The following is a 19,549-nucleotide window of genomic DNA, read 5'->3' on the forward strand; positions in this document are numbered from 1 at the left end:
GCCGGCTTGACGGACCCGCGGAAGCCCCGGGAAAAAAGGGGAAGCGCCCCGAGTGCGGCGCGGCGCACCCGGAGCGCGAGGCAATGACCGGACTTTTCCGGTCCTCGTAGCGGACTTCACCGGTCGTCGTGCGATCGTTCCGTCTCGGTCCTCCGCGGCCCCCAATCCTCAGGTCCTCGGTCCCAGTGGCGCCCGCCGCGCCGCGCGCCGGCTGGTGGCTCGTCGCCGCGGGCCGGGCCGCCCCCGGCGGCGGGGACGGGCGGCCCGGGTGATGCGCTTCCAGCTGATCGCCGCGGGCGGTGCGAAAACGACCATAGAGCACATACCGGTCAGCTGGCGCCGTATCCCCCGAGGAGCAGGCCGAACAGCGCGCCGAGGACCATGAACGGGCCGAACGGCATCGCGGACTTCCGGTCCGCGCGCCGCACGATCATCATCCCGATGCCGTACACCGACCCCAGGACGAAGCCGGCGAAGGCGCCGAGGAAGAGCACGGCCCAGCCGTACCAGCCCAGCGCGATCCCCAGTGCCAGCGCCAGCTTGACGTCGCCGAAGCCCAGCCCGTCGGGCCGGATCAGGAAGAGCACGAAGTACGCGGCGGCCAGCGCGAGCCCGCCCAGGAGCGCGCCGGTCCACGATCCGCGGTGGCCTGGCAGCAGCGCGGCGGCCCCGAGGAGCGCGGCGGCGGCACCGGCCGCCGGCAGGGTCAGCACGTCCGGCAGCCGGTGCACGGCCGCGTCGACCGTCGCGAGCAGCACCGCGACCGGCGCGAGCAGCAGCCAGACGGCCAGCTCGGGCCGGGCCCCGACGCCCGCGGCCAGCAGCGCGCAGGCCGCGGCGGTGACGAGGGGCGCGGCGGTGCGCGCGGGACCGTAGGCCGGACAGGGCGCGGGCGGCACGGAGGCCGGAGGCGCCGCCGCGGGGACCGTGACGAGTGCGGCCGGCTCCCTGGCCGGGCAGCGCGCGCGGCCCAGCCAGCCGCGTGCCACGCCGGTGATCGGGTGACCCCGCGGACACGCCGTGCGCCGGCCCTCCTCGGGCTCGACGGCCAGCCGGTAGGCGGCGCGCGGCACGAGCAGCCCGGCGGCAGCCCCGTACACGGCGGCGAGGGCGATCAGGAGCGGATGCACCCCTCGACGGTACGGGCGAGCAGCGCACCGGTCATGGGCCCTGGGGCCCAACCACCGGCCACGCGGCCCTCGTACGGACCGCCGCGGCGGTAACATCCCGGCCCGGCGCACGGGAGGGGACGAGGGGTCACCATGGGCAAGTGGCAGGACGGCCGGGGGCAGCTGCGGATCGCGGACGGGGAACGGGGCGGGGACGGCGGCGTGTCCGTCCCCGTGGAGATCGCGGCGTCCTACCGCGCCAGGACCCGCGGGCTGCTGGGCCGGGACGGCGTCGAGGGCGCCGTGCTGCTGACGCCCGCGAGCAGCATCCACACCTTCCGTATGCGCTTCGCGATCGACGTCGCGTACCTGGACCGGCACCTGACCGTCCGGGCCGTCCGCACCATGCGGCCGAACCGGCTCGGCCGCCCCCGGCTGCGCGCCCGCCACGTCCTGGAGGCCGAGGCGGGCACGATGGCCGGCTGGGGGCTCCGGCCGGGCACCCGCCTGACGATCGAGACCTGCTAGCCGGTCACCGCGGTCACCACTTCGCGCGGTCCATCGGGTACGGCAGTTCCTCCAGCGCACCGGCCTTGCGGAGCAGGCCGTTGACCGCGAGGACGTGGTCGGCGTCCGGCGCCGAGCCGTCCGGCCTGCCGAGGTCGATGACCAGGCCGCCGTGCTCGGTGTGCGACCGGCGCCCCGGTACGTCCTCCGGGACCAGCGCCCGGCGGCCGCTGGAGAGGTACACGGCCCGGCCGCAGCGCGGCGTGGAGTTGTCGAGCTCGTACTCCTTCTCCAGCGCGCCGAGGAGGTCGTCGTCGGCGATGTCGCCCCAGTCCGCGTCCCACTCCTCCGCGATCGCGGTGAGGACCTCGGGGAGCCGGGTGACCAGCGGTGCGGAATCGTTCAGGTCGGCGGAGCGGACCGTGATGACGGCGGTCTGCGGCGCGAACGCCGGGGTCCCGCCGGCCCCGACGCTCAGGGTGATGATCGGCCGGCCGGGCCGGGCCGCGACCAGGACGGCGGAGTACCCGATCGTGGCGGCGTCGTCCTGGGGGTTGACGCGCGAGAGGTAAGAGGCGAACCAGGCCGCGTTCACGTTCTCGGGCAGCTGCTCCGCCTGTCCGACCGCCTCGGCCCGCCAGCCCGCGAAGTCCTCCGGCGCGATCCTCGCCAGCCGCCGCAGGAGTCGCAGCCAGCGCTCGGCGAGCTGGTCCGGGCTCTCCTGCCGCGGGCCCCAGACACCGCCGACCGTCAGATCCAGTGTCACGTCAGCTCCCACTCCGGTGTTCCGTACATTGCCTTCGTTGCCGCACCCGCGGGCCGCTGCCGCGGGTACGCCGGCCGAGGCGTACGGCAGCCATCAGGCCGGCGCCCGCCCGGTCCGGATGCACGCTGTCATCCGCCCCCGGGCCGCGTCGAGTCCGGCCTGCGGCTTCTTCACCACCTTCACGGGGATATGTGGTGTCTCTTCACATCGAGGCGCCCGTCACGGCCGCCGGACGCTCACGGCCGCCGGACGTTCACTCGGCCCGCGGGAAGGAGACCTCCACGCGGCGGTTCTTCTTGCGGCCGTCCTCGGTGTCGTTGCTCGCGACGGGCGCGTCCTCACCGTAACCGCGGATCTCGAAGGTGATCCCGCTGCCGTCGAGGTCCTCGTTCAACTGCCGCTGGACGGCGTCCGCGCGCCGTTTGGACAGCTTCAGGCCGTGCTCGGACGAGCCGAGGTCGTCGGTGAAGCCGGCCACGGTCACGGTCGTGGCGTGCTGCTTCTCGATCTCGTCGGCGATCTGCTCGATGCGGTCGTTCGCCACGTCCGACAGCTCCGCGCTGTCCTTGCCGAACAGCACCTCGGCCTGGAGCTGGAACTTCACGTCGGAGTTGGAGTCCTCGCGCTGCTCCGTGCCGCGCTCGTCGCCGACGACGGTCTTGATGTCCAGCACCTTGGGCGCGGCGAGGGTCTTGCCCTCGGGGAGTTTGAGGTCGGGGTCGTTGACGTCGACCTTGCCGCGGAAGACGGAGGGCGCGGCCGGTACGTCCTCGTCGGCGAGCGCGGCCGGCCCGCCGGCCAGGGTCAGGCCCGCCGCCAGCGCCGAGGACAGCAGCAGTACGGGCCCGCGCACGCGGTAGCGGTGAGGGGTCCTCATCGGGTCACGCGTCCGTGAGCGTGAGGGAGACGGCCTGGAAGGTCGGGATCTGCAGGTCCACGTCGGTCGTGCTCTTGGGAGGCGCGGGGAACTGCATGAAGACCTTCTGCGCCGAGTTGGCGGCGACGATGCCGAGCCCGGTGGTGGCCAGCGGGCGGTTCTCCGTGTCGCGCAGCGTGTAGTACCGCTTCTTCTCGGCCTTGTCCACGAGGGTGGCGCCGCCCAGGGAGTCGCCCGCGGCCCGCTTCATGGCCAGCTCGGGACCGGTCCACTGGGAGGTATCGGTGAAGTCCTCGTCCGAGGAGTTCTTCAGGTTGCCGTTGACGGTGACGAATCCGCTGGAGTCGCGTGTCGCGGACGTCACGTCCAGCGTGATGCCCTGCGGGCCGTGCAGCGTGGCGATCACCGTGTCGTCGGCCGGCTGCTCGGGCTGCTTCGCCCGCTCGCCGCCGCTGCCCTGGTCACCGGTGTGCCGCTGGCTGGACGACGGTATCTGCGTCTCCGTCTTCGGCCGGTCCTCACCGCACGCGGACAGCGTTAAGGCGAGCGCCGCCGCGAGGGAAGCGGCGGCCACCGTCCGTCGCGCCGGGGTGATCTGCCACATACTCATGAACTCGTCCTCTACTCGTCTTCGCGCCGTCAGCCGTGAGAGGGCTTCAGTCGGCAAGCTTTACGGAGAACAGATCGGCCGCGCGCGGGAAGTCCGGGTGCGCGGGATCCGGTTCCTCGGGATCGATGGACCACTCCTGGCCGTCGCACATCAGGTCCAGGTGCCGGGGGTCGCGGCCCTTGTCCTTGTCGCCCGCGCCGGGCTCCGGGCCGTCCGCACCGGGCTCCGGCTCCGGATCGCCCGCGCCCGGCTCCGGTTGCGTGTCCTCGCCGGTACCGCCCCCGCCCGGCTCCTCGTCCGGCCGCAGGGCGCACTTCGGCTCGATGACCGCGGTGGCCCGCGCCTCGGCCTGCTCGTTCTCGGTGCCCGGGATGACCGAGGCGCCCATGCCGCCGGTGGTCCGCACCTGGACGGTGAAGCCCTGCCGGTCATCGCTCAGTTGCTGACAGCCGCCGCCCGCCACCGCGGCGCCGTTGCGCTGCGCGAAGCCGCCGGCCGCCAGACAGGCCCTGGCCGCGTCGTAGAGCTCACCCTGGATCAGTACGGGCCAGTCGGCGGGCTCGTGGAGGGAGCCGAGCAGCGCCTCGCGCAGCTGGTCGCGGGCGTCCTGCGCGGCCGCCAGGGCCGCCGCGTCGGCCGCGGACTGGGCCCCGTTGCGGGCGGCCGCCGCCTGTCCGACCGCAAAGTACGCGAACGCGAGAAAGAGCAGGCCCGCCACCACCGTGATGTAGATGGGGAGGGCCTGCCCTGAATCGCGGCACGTCCGCAGCGCCGCGCGCGAAAGCCGCGGCGCGGGCAGGTTCAGCCGGTCTTCACGCTGTTGATCGCGGCCTTGATCTTGTTCTTGATCGTGTCGCCGATGTCCGTGAAGCCCGCGATCGCCGCCATGATCGCCACGACCACCACGATCATGCCGATGTACTCCACCGCGGTCTGCCCCTTCGAGCGCTCCCGCCCGTACATCCGCTCGATGCAGGCGTCCCGCCAGGAGCCGATGTACACCTGGGTGGCGGTCGTGGCCTTCAGCATCCGCTGGTTCATGATGGTGGTGTTCCCCTCCGGGTCCGGCCGGCCGGATTCGGGCCGGCGCGCAGGCTTCCACGCCGTACGTGGCACCTGCTTCCCCCCGGCCGGTACCGCCGGCGACCCCGGAAACGTACGCCCGGGCCCCCGCGCCGGACATGGGTCCCCGGGCCCAATCCCGGGCCCAAACCTCCCCGCGGGCCCAAATTTCCGTGCGGGCCGCGCCGGGCACCCGGCGGGCCGGGCGGCCCGTCCCCCCTTCAGCCATGGCTCTGCGTTCCCCTTCGGGCGGTACCGAGCCAGACCGCGATGGCCTGGCTCCGGCTGGTGGCGTGCAGCTTGGTGAAGATCCGGTTGATGTGGTTCTTGACGGTCTTCTCGCTGATGAAGCAGGTGGCGGCGATCTGCGCGTTGGTCATGCCTGCCGCGATCAGTTCCATCACCTCCGCCTCGCGATGGCTCAGCCCGAACCGGTCCGTGCCGTTTCCCTGCTGCGCCCACCGGGCACCGTCCCGCTGTGCGGGGACGGCAGCGGCCGCTCGGTGCGGCCCAGTCGCAGACTGTGCCATATCGACTTGCGGTTGCGAAGTAGTTTGCACCGGACGCGATGAATTCGAGACCGAGTACACCCCGCAATACTGCGAACTCGCAGCGGCAGCAGGGCCATTCTGACCGGAATTGCCATTTGCAGCAGCAGCGCGTTCGTCCGGTGCGCCGTCGCGGTGGCCGGAAGGTGAAGCCCCGGCTCCTTGGCCGGTTCCGTACGGCGCGCCGCCCGCCGGCTCGCCCCCGTACGCCTCCCCCAGCCCGTCCGGGAGGGGCTGTTGGGGGACGCCCGGGGCCGGCTGCTCCGAACGGACGTGGTCCAGCAGGGCGTTGCAGGCCGTGGCGGTGAAGCGGGCGCGGCCCGCCGTGATGTCGCGTACCGCGTCGGCCAGTTCGTCCGCGGTGAACTCGCCGTGCACCAGGTAGCCGCCCGCGCCCAGCCGCAGCGACTCCCGTACGAGCTCGCTCTCCCGGCTGTACGTGAGCATCATGACGGGCGCGAGGCGGGCGAGGTGGGGCAGCGCCGAGATGCCGTCGACGCCGGGCATCCGGACGTCGAGCAGGACGACGTCGGGGCGGTGCTGCCGCGCCGCTTCGTACGCCTGGCGGCCGTCGGCGGCCTCCGCGACGACCTGGATGTCCGGGCGCCCGGAGAGGAGGACGGTGAGCCCCGCGCGCACGACGGGGTTGTCGTCCGCGACGAGGACCCGCAGGGGCGCGCAGGGCTCCGGCAGCGGGCCGTCCGGGAAGACGGCCGGGGCCTCCCCGTAAGGCGACGGGCCGTCCCCGAAACGCGACGGCCCGTCCTCGAAGGGGAACGGCTCGTCGTCGAGGACGAACATCTCGTCGTCGAAGGGGAACATGTCGTCGAGGCTGAACGGGTCGGTGGCGGGCGCGCCGCCCGGATCACGGAATTCCGGCATGGTGGGGGCCTCCTCTCACGGCCTGGCGGACGGACGGGACGGCGGTACGGGCGGCGGCGCGAACGGCGCCTTCGGCAGGACGGCCGCCAGCGGGAGCTCCACCCGGACCTCCGTCCCCTTGGTGGCACGGCCGCGGCCGATGCGGATGCGGGCGCCGATGCCGGCCGCCCGTTCCACCATGCCGACCAGGCCGAAGTGCCCGGCCCTGCGCAGGCCGTCCAGGGTGGTGCCGGGCGGCAGGCCGCGGCCGTCGTCGCACACGCTGATGCGCAGGCTGCTCTCGACCACGCCCGCCGCGACGTCCAGGCGGCTGGGTGCCGCGTGCCGGCGGGCGTTGTCCATGGCCTCGGTGACGATGGTGAGCAGCTGGCGGGCGATGGCCTGCGGGACCGGGGGCGCGGGGGCGTCGCCGAGCGGGCGGTAGCAGGCCGTGAATCCGGTCCGGCGGGCGAAGTCGGTGACGCGCGCGGAGAGTTCGCCGAGCACGTCGACGCCGCCGTCCAGGCCGGTCTCGCGCCGCAGGTCGGAGAGGAGTTCGCGGGACTCGGCCGCGGCCCGGCGGGCTGCCCGGGAGACCAGTTCGGCCCGGCGCTTGACCGTCGTGGGGTCGGTGCGGTCGGCGGAGCCGGCCAGGCCGTCGGCGGCCAGCGCCAGGCCGTGCAGGGTCTTGGCGACCGAGTCGTGCATCTCGCGGGCGAGCCGGGCGCGTTCGGACTCGACGGCCTCGTTGACGGCGAGCCGGGAGCGGGTCTCGGTGAGCGCCTGGCTGGCCGCGCCGAACCGCAGCATCAGATTGCGCAGGGTGACGCCGACCGCGCCGGCCAGGACGCAGACGCCGGGCAGCAGGGTCGAGCCGGCGAGCGTGACGTCGAGGTCCGCGTCGCCGACGTACGCCAGCAGGACGATGCAGACGGTCAGCGAGGCGAAGACGCCCGCGCCGCGCCAGCCGTAGGCCAGGCCCGCCAGCAGCGGCGTGCACATCGTGACGTAGCTCAGCGGGCTGGCGGGCGAGGCCGTGAAGAGGAGGAGGGCGCCGAAGGCGGCGTCCAGGGCGAGCAGCCAGTGGTGGCGCAGCAGCAGCGGCCCGAACCGTTCCCAGTCGCGGAAGAGCAGGTAGGAGGCCATGAAGGTGAACAGCACGGCGGAGCAGACCAGGATGGTGGGCCAGCCGCGCTTGGTGCCGTAGATGGCGAACGGGGTGGCGAGGGCGATCATCGCCAGCCGGAAGCCGAAGACCTGCCGGCACAGCGCCTGGAGGGCGCTGAGCTGGAGGCGGAGGGTGGGCTCGGCGGTGGGGTCGGCCGGGTCCTCGGGGCCGTGCGGCGGCAGCGGACCGCCCGCGGTGATGGGCGCGGCGGCGCGCCGCCGGAGCACCCCGCCCCGCCGGTCCCGCCGGTCCGCCGCGCCGCGCCTCACCCCAGCAGCCCCGATCCCAGGAACATCCCCGCGCCGATCAGCAGGATCGTGGCCGGGACCATGACCATCGTGATCGTGGTGGTGGCCTTGGGCACCGCCCTGGCCGCCTTGCGGCGGGCGTTCTGGGCGTCCGTGCGCCGCATGTCGTTGGCGATCGCGATGAGCGTGTCCACGATCGGCGCGCCCAGCTCCTCGCCCTGCTGGAGGGCGGTGACGAACATCGCGACCTGCTCGGAGTCGTTGCGCCGGCGCAGCTCCTCGAACGCCTGGCGGCGGCTGACGCCCATGTCCATCTGGCGCAGCGTGATGCGCAGTTCGTCGGACCAGGGGCCCTGGTACTTCTCGGCGGTACGGTCCAGGGCCTGCCGGAAGCCGAGGCCCGCGGAGACCACGACGGCGAGCACGTCGAGGAAGTCGGGGAGGGTGCGCTCGATGGCCTCCTTGCGCTGCCGGACGGCGGACCAGAGGGCGACCTCGACCCAGAAGAGGCCGAACGCGACCATCAGGAGGGCCAGTACCGGCTGGCCGTTCGCGGCCATCGCGAGGGCGCCGACCGCGCCGGTTGCGCCGTAGACGAAGCGGCGGGCCGCGTACCGGTCGACGGTGAGGCCGCCGGGGTTGCCCGCCATGTCGATGCGCTTGCGCAGCCGGTCGACGCGCTGGGGGCCCATCATGCGCAGCACCATCGGCGCGTACCGCATGCCGAGCCGGTCGATCGCCGAGCCCGCCGCGCTGGTGCGGGAGGAGCCGACCTCCAGCGCCACGACGAGGTCGCCGGGCAGCTTGGCCTCGGAGCGGTACAGCCGCCAGCCGTACACCGCGCCGAGGACGGCGAGGCCGAGGAGGAGGGCGTAGAGGAGTCCCATGGTGCGGCCTCTCAGACGTCGATCTTGCCGAGCCGGCGGACGAGGAAGAAGCCCAGCGCGTACAGGGAGAGCGAGACGAGGATCGTGCCCTGGCCCAGGACGCTGCCGGTGATCTTGTCCAGCGCGCCGGGCCAGATGCCGTTCATGACCAGCAGCGCGCCCAGGCCCAGCAGCGGGACGACGTACCCGGTGGCGGTGACCTGCGACAGCTGCGTACGGACCTCGCGGCGGGTCTCCTTGCGCTCCTCCAGCGTCTCGGTGAGGTTGCGCAGCGAGCTGACGACCGTGCCGCCGGCACGGTTGGCGAGTACCAGCGTGGTGACCAGGACGACCAGCTCGCGCGAGGGCAGCCGTTCGGCGAGCGCGCCGAGCGCGTCGTCGACGGAGTGGCCGATGGCGAGCTGGTCGGCGACCTTGCCCAGCTCCTCGCCGGCCGGGGCCTCCAGCTCCTCGGCGGCCATGGCCAGCGCGGTACGGAGCGCCAGGCCCGCCTGGGTGGCGTTGGCGAGCACCCGGGAGAGCTCGGGGAGCTGGTTGATGAACCGCTCGGTGCGCTTCTGGCGCTGCCAGTTGAGGTACGCGAACGCCCCCCACAGGCCCGCGGCGGCGGCGATCGGGCCGAAGAACGGCGCGAGCAGCACACTGGCGAGGAGCCACAGGCCGAGCACCGTCGCGACCATGGCGGCGAAGAACGCGCCGGGCGTGAGGTCCAGGCCGGTGGCGGCGAGCCGGAGCTCCAGCCGCTTGCCGAACCGGGTCCCGCGCAGCCGGCGGTCCAGGCCGTCGAAGCCGCGGCGGCGGCCCGGCGCGCGGAACTGCCCGGTCCGGTCGAGCCGGTCGACCAGCGCGGCGTGCTGGGCCCGGCCCGAGGCGACGGCGTGCACGCCGAGCACCGCGAGCACGCAGCACAGCAGCGTGGCGCCGATCGTCAGGAGCGCGAGGTTGTCCATGGCGGCGGGGGTTTCCTCCGTGCGGGGGCGGGAGCGGACGGTGGTTCAGGCGGAATATTCGCCCTTGCGCATGACGAGCTGGCCGGCGTCGGAGGCGACGCCGAAGGCGGCAGGGAGCGGTTCGTTCTTCATGTAGAGGCGGTCGGCGACGCGGCGCGGCAGCGGGTAGTACTCGAAGGTGCCGTGCACCGTGCCGTCCGCGGCCATCGGGCGGGGCAGGAACTTGGCGACCGAGACGAGCCGGTAGTCCTCGCGGCCGTAGGAGTCCACGATCGCGATCTCGCTGATCTTGCGGGTGCCGTCGGCGTGCCGGGTGAGCTGGACGAGGACGTCCAGCGCGCTGTTGATCTGGTCCTTGATCGCCACGAACGGGATCTCGACCTCGGACATCGACGCCAGGGTCTGCAGCCGCATCAGTGCGTCCTCCGCGCTGTTGGCGTGCACGGTGGCCAGCGAGCCGTCGTGGCCCGTGGACATCGCCTGCAGCATGTCCAGCGTCTCGCCGCCGCGCACCTCGCCGACGATGATCCGGTCCGGGCGCATCCGGAGGGAGTTGCGCACCAGGTCGCGGATGGTGATCCGGCCCTTGCCCTCGACGTTGGCGGGGCGCGCCTCCAGCGTGATGACGTGCGCCTGCTGGAGCCGGAGCTCGGCGGAGTCCTCGATGGTGATGATGCGCTCGCCCTCGGGGATCAGCCCGGACAGCGCGTTGAGCAGCGTGGTCTTGCCGGAGCCGGTCGCGCCGGAGACGACGATGTTGAACTTCGCCCGCACCAGGCCCGAGAGCAGCATCAGCATGTGCTCGTCCAGCGAGCCGAGGCCGATCATCTCCTGGAGGGTGTACGAGCGGGGGAAGCGGCGGATGGTGAGCGCGGGGCCGGACAGGGCCAGCGGCGGGATGATGACGTTGACCCGCTCGCCGGAGGGCAGCCGGGCGTCGACCATCGGATTCGTCTCGTCCACCCGGCGGTTGACCGTGGAGACGATGCGCTCGATGGTCTGCATCAGCTGCTCGTTGGAGGCGAACCGCAGCGGCAGCAGCTCGACCTTGCCGGCCCGCTCGACGAAGATCTGGTCGGGCCCGTTCACCATGATCTCGGTGACCGAGGCGTCCTCCAGGAGCGGTTCGAGGATGCCCAGGCCCAGCGCCTCGTCGACGACACGCCGGATGAGCATGGCGCGCTCGTGCGTGGAGAGGACCGGGCCCTCGCGGCTGATGATGTGGCCCAGCACGCGTTCCAGCCGCGCCCGCCGCTCGGCGGCGGCCAGCGAGGACATCTCCGCGAGGTCGATCTCCTCCAGCAGCTTGCCGCGGTAGACGGCGACGAGGTGGTTCTCCTCCTGCTGCCCGTTGGGGGCCTCGGGAGCGTTGATGCGCGCCCTCAGGCTCATGGTCCGGACTCCTTCGTACGCGGCATGGTGACGGTCTTCTCGGTGGCACCGAGGTCGTCGACGAACGGGATGATCGAGGGGATGCGTACCGTGGCGGTCACCGTCACCGCGCCCGGTCCGCCGCTGCCCGGCGAGAAGGTGGCCCCCTTGGCGAGCCAGCCGCTCATCGCCGCCCGCCCGGCGGCGGCCGGGCTGATCTCCGGCTCGTCCAGCCCCGCGGTACGTGCCGCGGCGCGCGCTCCCGTACCGGTCTGCTGGATCGCGTACGCGGCGATGCCGAACTGGACCAGCGCCAGCCCGACCAGGATCAGCACCGGCAGCATGCCCACGAACTCGACGGCCGTCTGCCCCCGGTCGGCCCGCCGTTCACTCCGCACCATGGTCAGTCCTCCTCCTTCACGGCGGCGGCCTCGCCGGTGACCCGGAAGGGGAAGGCGAGCGAGCCGGGGAAGAGGACGGGCACCTTGAGGGCGACCTCGGCCTTGACGAGCCCCGGCGCGGGCGTGCAGGAGACCGCGGCGCCCGCGCGCCAGCTCGCGCCGAGGTCCTCCGTACCGCCGCGCTCGCAGGCCCCCGGGCCGCCGGAGCTGCCCGCGCGGGCCGCCCGGTCCGCGGCGTTTCCGGCCAGCGTGTACGTGAAACCGACCAGCGCGCACTGCCACAGCAGCACCAGGGTGGTCACGATGAGCGGCAGCATGCCGAGGAACTCCACCGCGACCTGCCCCCGGTCCTCCCGCACACGCCGCGCGACACGTACCCGCCAGGGCCTCATCGCTCAGCCCTCCCCGCCTGGTCTGTCCGCGGCCGCGCCGCCACGGCCCTGCCCCTCGCCGCGGCGGCGCCGGAAGCCGATCGAACCCCGGTCGTTGCGGTACTTGCCGCGCCTGCTCCGGCCGTGCCCCACCGGGCCGTCCTCCGGCCCCCGGCCCAGGCCCAGTTCGCCGGCCAGCGCCCACATCGCCTGCTTGACCTGGCCCCGGTCGTCCAGGTCGTGCAGCCGGCCCGCGTCGACCGCGGGCTGCAGCTCCTTGAAGCCCGCGGGCACGGCCGTACGGGCCACCCGGGTGCCGACGATCCGCTCGACCAGCGGCGGCTGGATCTCGGTGGTACGGGTGTGCCGGTTGACCACCGCCAGGGTGTCCTCGGCCTTGCGCACCTGGAGCCGGTCCCACATCCGTACGGTGCGCTTGGCGGCCCGTACCGTGACCACGTCCGGCGTGACGACCAGCAGCGCGCCGTCGGCCATCTCCACCGCCGCGGCGTTCGCGCCGGTCAGCTGGGACCCGCAGTCGACGATCACCACGTGGTACCGGCTGCGCAGCGCGCCGATGACCTGCCGGGTGGTCCGCTCGTCCACCTCCTCGCCGCGCTCTCCCTCCTGCGGCGCGAGCAGCAGCCCGACGCCCGTCTCGTGGTGCAGCACCACGTCCTGGAGCACGCGCGGCGAGATGTCCTTGATGCCGGCCAGGTCGGCGATGGACCGGCGGAACTGCACGTCCAGGTAGGACGCGACGTCGCCGCTCTGGAGGTCCATGTCGACCAGCGCCACGTGCCGGCCCACCGCCCGGGCCGCCAGCGCCAGCTGCACGGCGAGCGTGGTGGTCCCGACGCCGCCCTTGGCACCGCTGACCGTGATGACCGTGCCGCCGGGCCCGGGCGGCATCCCGGCGTCCGCGCCCAGGTGGCGGCGGACCCCGGCCGCCCAGCTCCCCGTGGCGTGCACGCGCGCCGACAGCTCGTCGTACGAGAGGGGCAGGCCGACGACGCCGCGGGCGCCGGAGTCCATGGCGGCGGCGTACACCCCGGAGCCGGTGTCGGCGGTTATCAGAATCACCCCGACCGCCGGGAAACGGAGGGCGACCTCGCGGATCAGCTCCAGCGCCGGCACCGGGCCGACGCGCTCGTGGACGAGGACTACCTCCGGCAGGTCGGCGAGCGATTCCTCGGCGAGCTGCGCGAGGGTGTCGAGCAGCAGCGTCGAATTGCCGACGGGCGGCGCCGGCTCGGTGTCCGGCAGCTGGCTCAGCAGCGTCGTCACCGCGCGTGCCGCTTCGGCGTCGCCGACGGCCGGGAGGATTCGTGTGACCATCCGTTACCTCACTTGTCCCCGGCCAGGGTGTAGTCCCGCTGGTCGTCCGGGATGGTGGCGTCGCTGCCCGGCGCGACCAGCGCCAGGCGTACGTGGGTGGCGAAGGACTCCGCGTACGCGACGCGCTGCGCGTCCAGCGTCCTGAGCGCGAACGTGATCGGCACCGCCTCGCCGCCGTTGGCCGTCTCGCCCGGCCGGGGCTTGAGCGCGGTGAGCCGGCCGACGTCGATGACCTTGGCGTTGCTGACGATCACCTTGGAGCTGTTGGCCTCGCCGTCCTCCCCGGCGAAGGTGGCGTAGATGTTGACCGAGGCACCGGGGGTGATCTTGCCGGCCACGCCGGTCGCCGCGTCGATCATGATCGCGATCTCCTGCTGGCCCGGCTTCAGGGCCGGCCGGTCGGCGACCATGTCGTACTGGAGCAGCGAGCCCTTCCGCAGCGGATTGACCGCGATCCTGCCCACGACCTGGTCCAGGTCCCGCACCGCGGTGCTCGGCAGCCAGCGCTCGGGCACCTGCACCTTGCGGAACTGCCCCTCGCTCAGGGTCTTGTACGCGGCGACGTCGGTGCGCAGCTCGTACGCGGAGACCTCGGGCCCCACCTTGGACTGCACGTCGCTGATCACCGAGAGGACGCCGGCGAAGGCGCCGAATGCGCACAGGACCGACAGGAGCAGCAGGACGATGCCGCGGCGCTGGCGTGAGTTCATGGTTGCGGACTACCTCGTTCAGGGCGGTTACGGTGAGCGGGGCGGGGCATGACGCAGGGGTGGTGCGGGTGCGATGGGGCCGTGACCGGGTCCTCTGCCGCCCCCGTCGCCGAGTAATCCGTCCATGTGCCCACTGTGGCCGCCGCACCGGATGGCCGCTACCGCGACCGGCCGGACGGTCCGGCTCCGCGGGTGGCGGCGGTGTCGGAGGGGCTGGAGTGCTCCGCGGGGAGCACCGGGGCAGCACAGAACGCGCAGCGGTCGCCGATCAGTTCCAGGCCGCACCAGGGGCAGGGGAAGCGGTGCACGGAGGCCACGAGCCGGGCGAGTACGGCGGTGTCCGCGATGCCGGCGGCGAACTCGGTCAGCCGGCCGGTCCCCCACCACCGCGCCGAGTCGGCGGGCAGTTCGGCCGGCTGCACGGCCTGGACGGACCACTGGCGGGCCAGGGTACGCGGCCACTCGGAGACGAACTGCCCCTGTGCCACCGTCAGCTGGGTGGGGAAGTCGGGGCCGGACAGCCGGGCGTCGTCCGCGCCGAGCATGACCAGCTCCGGGGTCGGATGGGCCAGCACGGCGAACTGCGAGCCCGGCACCCAGGATCTGGCGTGTGCCTTGAGGCTGACGGGCACGGCGTCGAGGCGGGTCACGCTGTTCAGCAGCGCGCCCGCGTGGATGTAGTACGTGAGCAGCTTCGCGGCCGCGGCGAGCACGCCGGGGCCCACGTCGCACGCGGAGAGCTGGCGTAACTGACGGACCAGCAGACCGACGCCGAGCGGCGGCAATGCGCTACTGATCAACGCGATCCGGTCACTTTCCAGGACGGCACGGAGGGTCTGCAGGCGGCGCACGTGCTCCTGCGGCGCCGCGTGGGAGTGGACCACCAGGACATGGCCGTGCTGCTCCAGGAGGAAGTACATCTGGGAGAGCGCGTCGTCCAGCGACTGGCGTTCCGGAGGGCCGAGCACATGCGCGGGGGGCGTCACCCTGTCGGGCGGCGCGAGCACCAGATCAGGGCTGGTGACGGCTATCGCGGTCGGCATGTGTGTGTCCCCGTTTCACCACGTCAGTCGCTCCACAACTTCCCTCGCTGCGGTGTCTTGTCCTGCGCAGACTTTAGCCGCGTCCCGGGCAACAGAAAACACTCCGCCGCCTCCGACGACCGCCACCACAACGCTCTCACGGTAGCCATTCGGGAGATCATTTACCGATCAACGGCGATCTATCCGCAGCCATTACTGTTGAATGCTCAAGTTTACAAGTCGGCAGGTGGTTACATCCGGACAATGTGCGTGATCAAGCCACAAGTACGGGCATGTAACGCTCAGTTACCGCGCACCCGCCCGTAACGACCCACCCACGACCCGCCATTCCATACCGATCCGGGCACTCCGGCCGCCCGTTCGCTGCTAGGGGAATTCCAGGTCCCGTGGTGCACGCACGGAGAGCGAGCGCCCGCTGCGGAATTCCGCCTTCTGTCCCGGAATTGACGCTCCGAAACGTGATCTGCGCCAATTCCCGTTCCGCTCGAACCCTTGACAGATTTATTGGTCTGGACCACGTTGTAGGGCAGCAACAGGGGCCCCTGAACGCGCACTCCGTCACACCCCACACCCCCCACCGGAGGCTGCCGTGGCACGCCCACGCCCCCGCACGTTCACGCTCACGAAGAGACTGCTCGGCGCGCTCGCCGCCGCCGCGCTGACGACCGCCGGACTGACGGCGGCCGGCGCCGTCCAGCCCGCCCAGGCCGCCCCACCTGCGCACGCGGTCACCGGTTACTGGCAGAACTTCGACAACGGCGCCACCGTCCAGAAGCTCAAGGACGTCCCCGACGCCTACGACATCATCGCGGTCGCGTTCGCCGACGCCACCGGCACGCCGGGCCAGGTCGGCTTCACCCTCGACCCGGCGCTCGGCTATGCCTCGACGGACGACTTCAAAGCGGACATCAAGGCCAAAAAGGCGGCCGGTAAATCCGTGATCATCTCGGTCGGCGGCGAGAAGGGCGCCGTCTCCGTCGCCGACGAGGCTTCCGCGAAGAACTTCGCCGATTCCGTCGGCCGGCTGATGGACGAATACGGCTTCGACGGCGTCGACATCGACCTGGAGAACGGCCTCAATTCCACGTATATGACCCAGGCGCTGAAGTCCCTGCACGCCGCGCACGGCGACCTCGTGGTCACCATGGCGCCGCAGACCGTCGACATGCAGTCGCCGGGGAACGAGTACTTCAAGACCGCGCTCGGCATCAAGGACTTCCTCACGGCCGTCAACATGCAGTACTACAACAGCGGTTCGATGAACGGCTGCGACGGCAAGGTCTACAGCCAGGGCTCGGTGGACTTCCTCACCGCACTGGCCTGTATTCAACTGGAGAACGGCCTGGACGCGTCGCAGGTCGGCATAGGCGTCCCGGCGTCGCCGAAGGCCGCCGGCAGCGGCCACGTCGCGCCGGACGTGGTCAACGCGGCCCTGGACTGCCTCACCAAGGGCACCGGCTGCGGCTCCTTCAAGCCTCCGCGGACCTACCCGGGGCTGCGCGGCGCGATGACCTGGTCGACCAACTGGGACGCGGCGAACGGCAACGCCTTCGCGAACGAGGTCGGCGGCCACGTGCACGGCCTCTGACCTCCTGAGCGCCGCCCCCCACGCGCGCGGGTCCACCCCACCGCCCGCGTACGGGCCCGCCGCCGGCTCTCCCCGGCGGCGGGCCCCCTTCCGCTGCTTACTCCCCGGACGGCCGGGGCAGCGTGCAGCCCTCCCTCTCCAGGTCGAGCTTGTTGCCCGTACCGAAGCACTTCGGGATGGTGTAGGTCTGCTGGGCGTAGTTGATGCCCTGGCGGACCGTCACGGTGCCGTTCTCGTCGACCTCGCACGGGTTGTTCACCGTGCACCGGCCGCCGTCCTCGTTACCGGTGTTGTTGATCGCCGCGACCTTGCCGGTGGCCGTGTCGATCACCGGCGAGCCGGACGTGCCGCCGATGGTGTTGCACGCGGAGGTGTAGCGGACCGAGTCCTTCCAGGTCCACTCCCCCTCCTTCAGCTCATGCACGAACCCGTCGATGCTGCACGAGTAGATCTTCTTCCAGTACCCGGAGACGACCTTGATCGAGGCCCCCTGCACGGGGTGCTCGGTCGCCAGCGGCAACGCCTTGATGCCGTACTTCTTCTGGATGTCGGCGTAGGTGGAGGTCAGTTCGTACAGCGAGACGTCGGTGTCCGTCATCGTCGCGTACGCGATCTTGCTGGCCCGCACCGTTCCCTTGCTGCCGCCGGACGCGCTGAGCACGGTGAAGCCGCGGCTGGACGGCTGGTCGACGAGGACCTCACCGGCCCCCGGCATCCCCGACTCCACGCAGTGCCCGTTGGACATCACCAGTGCCTTGTCGGTGTCCGCCGAGTCCGGCATCCGCACCAGCGAACCGGAACAGTTGCTGAGCGCCACGGTCCCGGCGAAGTCCACTGCCTTGACCCGGTGCGTGTCCGCCGCGGCGGGCCCGGCGCCCGCTCCTATCAGAGCCGCGCTGCCGAGTACGGCGCTGGCGAGAGCGCCGACGAGAGGTCTGTGCATGTGGGGTCCTCTCCGATATGCGAACCAGAGATCTCACTCTCCGGCGTTGTCATGCACATAGTCGGGGCACCGGGGCGCCAAGGCAATGACCGTGCACGGCAATGCGCGTGCACGGTCATGGCTGCGTCGGACGACGCGGGTGTCAGCGGACGGGGTACACCGTCAGACCACGAGGCTCACCAGCGCCGCGACCACGAAGCCCGCGACGGAGAGCACGGACTCCAGGACCGTCCAGGTCTTGAGGGTGTCGCGTTCGGAGATCCCGAAGTACTTGGCGACCATCCAGAACCCGCCGTCGTTCACGTGCGAGGCGAAGATCGAGCCCGCCGAGATGGCCATGATGACCAGGGCCAGGTGCGGCTGGGAGAGGTGCTGGGCCTCGACCAGGGGCAGCACGATGCCGGCGGTGGTGACGATGGCGACCGTGGCGGAGCCCTGGGCGACCCGGAGGACGACGGAGAGCAGCCAGGCCAGCACGATGACCGGCAGGCCGACGTTCTGGAAGGTGTCGGAGAGGGCGTCGGCGACGCCGCTGCCCTTGAGGACGGCGCCGAAGATCCCGCCGGCGCCGACGACCAGCAGGATGTTGCCGACCGGCTTCAGGGACGCGGTGGAGACCGTCTCCAGGGACTTGCGGGACCAGCCGCGGCGGATGCCGAGCAGGTAGTACGCCAGGACCAGCGCGATGGTCAGGGCCACGAACGGGTGGCCGAAGAACTCGATGACCGAGCGGCCGGAGGACGGCTGCAGCGCGATGGAGGAGAAGGTCGCGAGGAGGATGAGGATCAGCGGGGTGCCGATGATGGCGAGGACCGTGCCGAGCGGGACGGGCTTCTCGTCGGTGTCGGCGCCGGCCGCCGCCTTCTCCGCGGCGACCGCGGCCTTGGCCTCCGCGGCCGCCTCGACCATGTCGTGCGGCACCGGGACGAAGACGCGCTTGCCGATCCAGGCCGCGTAGGCCCAGGCCGCCAGCACGGCCGGGATGCCGCAGACCAGGCCCATCAGGATGATCCAGCCGAGGTCGACCTTGAGGAGGCCGGCCGCGGCGACCGGCCCGGGGTGCGGCGGCAGGAAGGCGTGCGTCATCGACAGGCCGGCCAGCAGCGGCATGGCGTACAGGACGATCGACTTGCCGGAGCGCTTGGCGGCCGCGTACACGATCGGTGCGAGGACGAAGATGCCCACGTCGAAGAAGACCGGGATACCGAAGATCAGGCCGGTCAGGCCCATGGCGAGCGGCGCGCGCTTCTCACCGAAGAGGCGGAGCAGGCGGGCACTCAGTACCTCGGCGCCGCCGGAGACTTCGAGTATCGCGCCGAGCATCGTGCCCAGGCCGATGATGATCGCGACGTGTCCGAGGATGCCGCCCATGCCGCTCTCGATCATCGAGACGACGTCGGACTTCTGGACGGTGCCGAAGAGTTCGGTGACGGAGAGCCCGGCGGCCAGGCCGACCGCGATGGAGACGGAGAGCAGCGCGACGAAGGGCTGCAGCCTGACCTTGATGATCAGGACGAGGAGGAGGGCGATGCCGAGGGCGGCGACGGTGAGCAGGCCGGCCGTGCCCGGGATCAGGGCGAGCAGGCCGCCGGTGTGGGGTGGTGCCGGTGGAGCGGGGGCGGCCGCGAGCGCCGCGAGGGGGGACGGGGACATCTTTGACCTCGTAAGTGCATGGGGCTTTCGGGGCAGGGGGGATCGCGGCACGGCGCCTCGTGGGGCAGAGGCGCCGCGCCGTGACGACGAACGGCTTGTGGGGGAGAGATCAGGGGGAGAGCGGCGTCAGCTCAGGACGGCGAGCGCGTCGATCTCGATGAGCAGACCCTTGGGCAGGCCGACGTACACGGTGGTACGGGCGGCCGGCGCCTCCTTCAGGCCCTGCTCCTCGAAGTACGCGTTGTAGATCTCGTTCATCTCGGCGAAGTGGTCGACGTCGGTGAGGTAGACGCGCATCATCATGACGTCGTCCCAGGTCGCGCCGCCCTCTTCGAGGATCGCCTTGACGTTGGCGAAGGTCTGCAGGGTCTGCTCGCGCAGGGTCGGGCCCGCGGGGGTGGGGGCCTGGCCCTCGACGGCCGGGAGGAAGCCGACCTGGCCGGCGACCTGAAGGATGTTGCCCTTCTTGACGCCGTGGGAGAACTTCGCGGGCGGGGTGGTGTGGGTGGCCGGGGTGAGGGCGGTCTTCTCGGTCATG

Annotated in this window: 21 protein-coding genes; 2 read left to right on the forward strand and 19 right to left on the reverse strand. The window is 72.1% G+C overall.

Translation table 11 applies throughout. From position 1 onward, the window contains the following. Positions 1 to 329 precede the first annotated feature (329 nt). On the reverse strand, positions 330 to 1,130 hold the full coding sequence (locus ACIGXO_RS11260) for a prepilin peptidase (RefSeq protein WP_399783569.1): 801 nt from the start codon (positions 1,128 to 1,130) through the stop codon (positions 330 to 332). 132 nt (positions 1,131 to 1,262) lie between these two features. Here ACIGXO_RS11260 and ACIGXO_RS11265 point away from each other — a divergent pair, with 132 nt between their 5' ends. Further along, the gene (locus ACIGXO_RS11265) at positions 1,263 to 1,637 is read left to right on the forward strand and encodes a DUF192 domain-containing protein (RefSeq protein WP_399783572.1); all 375 of its coding nucleotides are present in this window, start codon (positions 1,263 to 1,265) and stop codon (positions 1,635 to 1,637) included. Positions 1,638 to 1,650: 13 nt separating this feature from the next. On the opposite strand, the gene ACIGXO_RS11270 is transcribed toward ACIGXO_RS11265, so the two are convergent. From ACIGXO_RS11270 to ACIGXO_RS11340, 15 genes are all read right to left on the reverse strand, one after another. Then, the gene (locus ACIGXO_RS11270; protein WP_399783575.1) at positions 1,651 to 2,382 is read right to left on the reverse strand and encodes an Imm52 family immunity protein; all 732 of its coding nucleotides are present in this window, start codon (positions 2,380 to 2,382) and stop codon (positions 1,651 to 1,653) included. Between the two features lie 253 nt (positions 2,383 to 2,635). Continuing rightward, positions 2,636 to 3,259 (reverse strand): OmpA family protein, encoded by a 624-nt coding sequence (locus ACIGXO_RS11275; RefSeq protein ID WP_399783578.1) that lies wholly within the window; start codon positions 3,257 to 3,259, stop codon positions 2,636 to 2,638. 4 nt (positions 3,260 to 3,263) lie between these two features. Then, positions 3,264 to 3,869, reverse strand: coding sequence for a hypothetical protein (locus ACIGXO_RS11280; RefSeq protein ID WP_399783581.1), 606 nt, complete (start codon positions 3,867 to 3,869; stop codon positions 3,264 to 3,266). 46 nt (positions 3,870 to 3,915) lie between these two features. Next, positions 3,916 to 4,674: a pilus assembly protein TadG-related protein gene (locus tag ACIGXO_RS11285; protein ID WP_399783885.1), complete on the reverse strand. Its 759-nt coding sequence runs from the start codon at positions 4,672 to 4,674 to the stop codon at positions 3,916 to 3,918. Then, the gene (locus ACIGXO_RS11290; protein ID WP_399783888.1) at positions 4,671 to 4,910 is read right to left on the reverse strand and encodes a Flp family type IVb pilin; all 240 of its coding nucleotides are present in this window, start codon (positions 4,908 to 4,910) and stop codon (positions 4,671 to 4,673) included. The genes ACIGXO_RS11285 and ACIGXO_RS11290 overlap by 4 nt, the downstream gene beginning before the upstream one ends. 242 nt (positions 4,911 to 5,152) lie before the next feature. Then, on the reverse strand, positions 5,153 to 6,361 hold the full coding sequence (locus ACIGXO_RS11295; protein WP_399783584.1) for a response regulator: 1,209 nt from the start codon (positions 6,359 to 6,361) through the stop codon (positions 5,153 to 5,155). Between the two features lie 15 nt (positions 6,362 to 6,376). Beyond that, positions 6,377 to 7,708: a sensor histidine kinase gene (locus ACIGXO_RS11300; protein WP_399783891.1), complete on the reverse strand. Its 1,332-nt coding sequence runs from the start codon at positions 7,706 to 7,708 to the stop codon at positions 6,377 to 6,379. 65 nt (positions 7,709 to 7,773) lie between these two features. After that, positions 7,774 to 8,643, reverse strand: a complete 870-nt coding sequence (locus tag ACIGXO_RS11305; protein WP_399783587.1) for a DUF5936 domain-containing protein — start codon at positions 8,641 to 8,643, stop codon at positions 7,774 to 7,776. Positions 8,644 to 8,654: 11 nt separating this feature from the next. Beyond that, entirely contained in the window at positions 8,655 to 9,593 is a 939-nt protein-coding gene (locus tag ACIGXO_RS11310; RefSeq protein ID WP_399783590.1) for a type II secretion system F family protein, read from the reverse strand. Between the two features lie 45 nt (positions 9,594 to 9,638). After that, the gene (locus tag ACIGXO_RS11315) at positions 9,639 to 10,985 is read right to left on the reverse strand and encodes a CpaF family protein (protein ID WP_399783592.1); all 1,347 of its coding nucleotides are present in this window, start codon (positions 10,983 to 10,985) and stop codon (positions 9,639 to 9,641) included. Then, positions 10,982 to 11,365, reverse strand: a complete 384-nt coding sequence (locus ACIGXO_RS11320; RefSeq protein ID WP_399783595.1) for a TadE family protein — start codon at positions 11,363 to 11,365, stop codon at positions 10,982 to 10,984. The genes ACIGXO_RS11315 and ACIGXO_RS11320 overlap by 4 nt, the downstream gene beginning before the upstream one ends. A 2-nt stretch (positions 11,366 to 11,367) precedes the next feature. Next, complete coding sequence (locus ACIGXO_RS11325; RefSeq protein ID WP_399783598.1) at positions 11,368 to 11,757, reverse strand: TadE/TadG family type IV pilus assembly protein; 390 nt, start codon at positions 11,755 to 11,757, stop codon at positions 11,368 to 11,370. A 3-nt stretch (positions 11,758 to 11,760) separates the two neighbouring features. Next, entirely contained in the window at positions 11,761 to 13,074 is a 1,314-nt protein-coding gene (locus ACIGXO_RS11330) for a CpaE family protein (RefSeq protein ID WP_399783601.1), read from the reverse strand. 8 nt (positions 13,075 to 13,082) lie between these two features. Beyond that, positions 13,083 to 13,784, reverse strand: coding sequence for a Flp pilus assembly protein CpaB (gene cpaB, locus ACIGXO_RS11335; RefSeq protein ID WP_399783604.1), 702 nt, complete (start codon positions 13,782 to 13,784; stop codon positions 13,083 to 13,085). A 158-nt stretch (positions 13,785 to 13,942) separates the two neighbouring features. Further along, the gene (locus ACIGXO_RS11340; protein WP_399783607.1) at positions 13,943 to 14,827 is read right to left on the reverse strand and encodes a hypothetical protein; all 885 of its coding nucleotides are present in this window, start codon (positions 14,825 to 14,827) and stop codon (positions 13,943 to 13,945) included. 589 nt (positions 14,828 to 15,416) lie between these two features. Here ACIGXO_RS11340 and ACIGXO_RS11345 point away from each other — a divergent pair. Continuing rightward, entirely contained in the window at positions 15,417 to 16,415 is a 999-nt protein-coding gene (locus ACIGXO_RS11345; protein WP_399783610.1) for a chitinase, read from the forward strand. A gap of 97 nt (positions 16,416 to 16,512) precedes the next feature. On the opposite strand, the gene ACIGXO_RS11350 is transcribed toward ACIGXO_RS11345, so the two are convergent. From ACIGXO_RS11350 to ACIGXO_RS11360, 3 genes are all read right to left on the reverse strand, one after another. After that, positions 16,513 to 17,358: a serine protease gene (locus tag ACIGXO_RS11350; RefSeq protein ID WP_399783613.1), complete on the reverse strand. Its 846-nt coding sequence runs from the start codon at positions 17,356 to 17,358 to the stop codon at positions 16,513 to 16,515. Positions 17,359 to 17,520: 162 nt separating this feature from the next. Beyond that, positions 17,521 to 19,011 (reverse strand): GntP family permease, encoded by a 1,491-nt coding sequence (locus ACIGXO_RS11355; protein WP_399783616.1) that lies wholly within the window; start codon positions 19,009 to 19,011, stop codon positions 17,521 to 17,523. 126 nt (positions 19,012 to 19,137) lie between these two features. Next, positions 19,138 to 19,548, reverse strand: coding sequence for a RidA family protein (locus ACIGXO_RS11360; protein WP_399783619.1), 411 nt, complete (start codon positions 19,546 to 19,548; stop codon positions 19,138 to 19,140). Position 19,549: the final 1 nt, after the last annotated feature.

This window comes from Streptomyces sp. NPDC053542 (assembly GCF_044544685.1).
Lineage (GTDB): Bacteria > Actinomycetota > Actinomycetes > Streptomycetales > Streptomycetaceae > Streptomyces.

Coding starts and splice junctions, on each gene's coding strand:
- ACIGXO_RS11265 (WP_399783572.1), top strand. CDS start 1,263: ATGGGCAAGTGGCAGGACGGCCGGGGGCAGCTGCGGATCGCGGACGGG.
- ACIGXO_RS11275 (WP_399783578.1), bottom strand. CDS start 3,259: ATGAGGACCCCTCACCGCTACCGCGTGCGCGGGCCCGTACTGCTGCTG.
- ACIGXO_RS11280 (WP_399783581.1), bottom strand. CDS start 3,869: ATGAGTATGTGGCAGATCACCCCGGCGCGACGGACGGTGGCCGCCGCT.
- ACIGXO_RS11290 (WP_399783888.1), bottom strand. CDS start 4,910: ATGAACCAGCGGATGCTGAAGGCCACGACCGCCACCCAGGTGTACATC.
- ACIGXO_RS11295 (WP_399783584.1), bottom strand. CDS start 6,361: ATGCCGGAATTCCGTGATCCGGGCGGCGCGCCCGCCACCGACCCGTTC.
- ACIGXO_RS11305 (WP_399783587.1), bottom strand. CDS start 8,643: ATGGGACTCCTCTACGCCCTCCTCCTCGGCCTCGCCGTCCTCGGCGCG.
- ACIGXO_RS11310 (WP_399783590.1), bottom strand. CDS start 9,593: ATGGACAACCTCGCGCTCCTGACGATCGGCGCCACGCTGCTGTGCTGC.
- ACIGXO_RS11315 (WP_399783592.1), bottom strand. CDS start 10,985: ATGAGCCTGAGGGCGCGCATCAACGCTCCCGAGGCCCCCAACGGGCAG.
- ACIGXO_RS11320 (WP_399783595.1), bottom strand. CDS start 11,365: ATGGTGCGGAGTGAACGGCGGGCCGACCGGGGGCAGACGGCCGTCGAG.
- ACIGXO_RS11325 (WP_399783598.1), bottom strand. CDS start 11,757: ATGAGGCCCTGGCGGGTACGTGTCGCGCGGCGTGTGCGGGAGGACCGG.
- ACIGXO_RS11330 (WP_399783601.1), bottom strand. CDS start 13,074: ATGGTCACACGAATCCTCCCGGCCGTCGGCGACGCCGAAGCGGCACGC.
- cpaB (WP_399783604.1), bottom strand. CDS start 13,784: ATGAACTCACGCCAGCGCCGCGGCATCGTCCTGCTGCTCCTGTCGGTC.
- ACIGXO_RS11340 (WP_399783607.1), bottom strand. CDS start 14,827: ATGCCGACCGCGATAGCCGTCACCAGCCCTGATCTGGTGCTCGCGCCG.
- ACIGXO_RS11350 (WP_399783613.1), bottom strand. CDS start 17,358: ATGCACAGACCTCTCGTCGGCGCTCTCGCCAGCGCCGTACTCGGCAGC.
- ACIGXO_RS11355 (WP_399783616.1), bottom strand. CDS start 19,011: ATGTCCCCGTCCCCCCTCGCGGCGCTCGCGGCCGCCCCCGCTCCACCG.
- ACIGXO_RS11360 (WP_399783619.1), bottom strand. CDS start 19,548: ATGACCGAGAAGACCGCCCTCACCCCGGCCACCCACACCACCCCGCCC.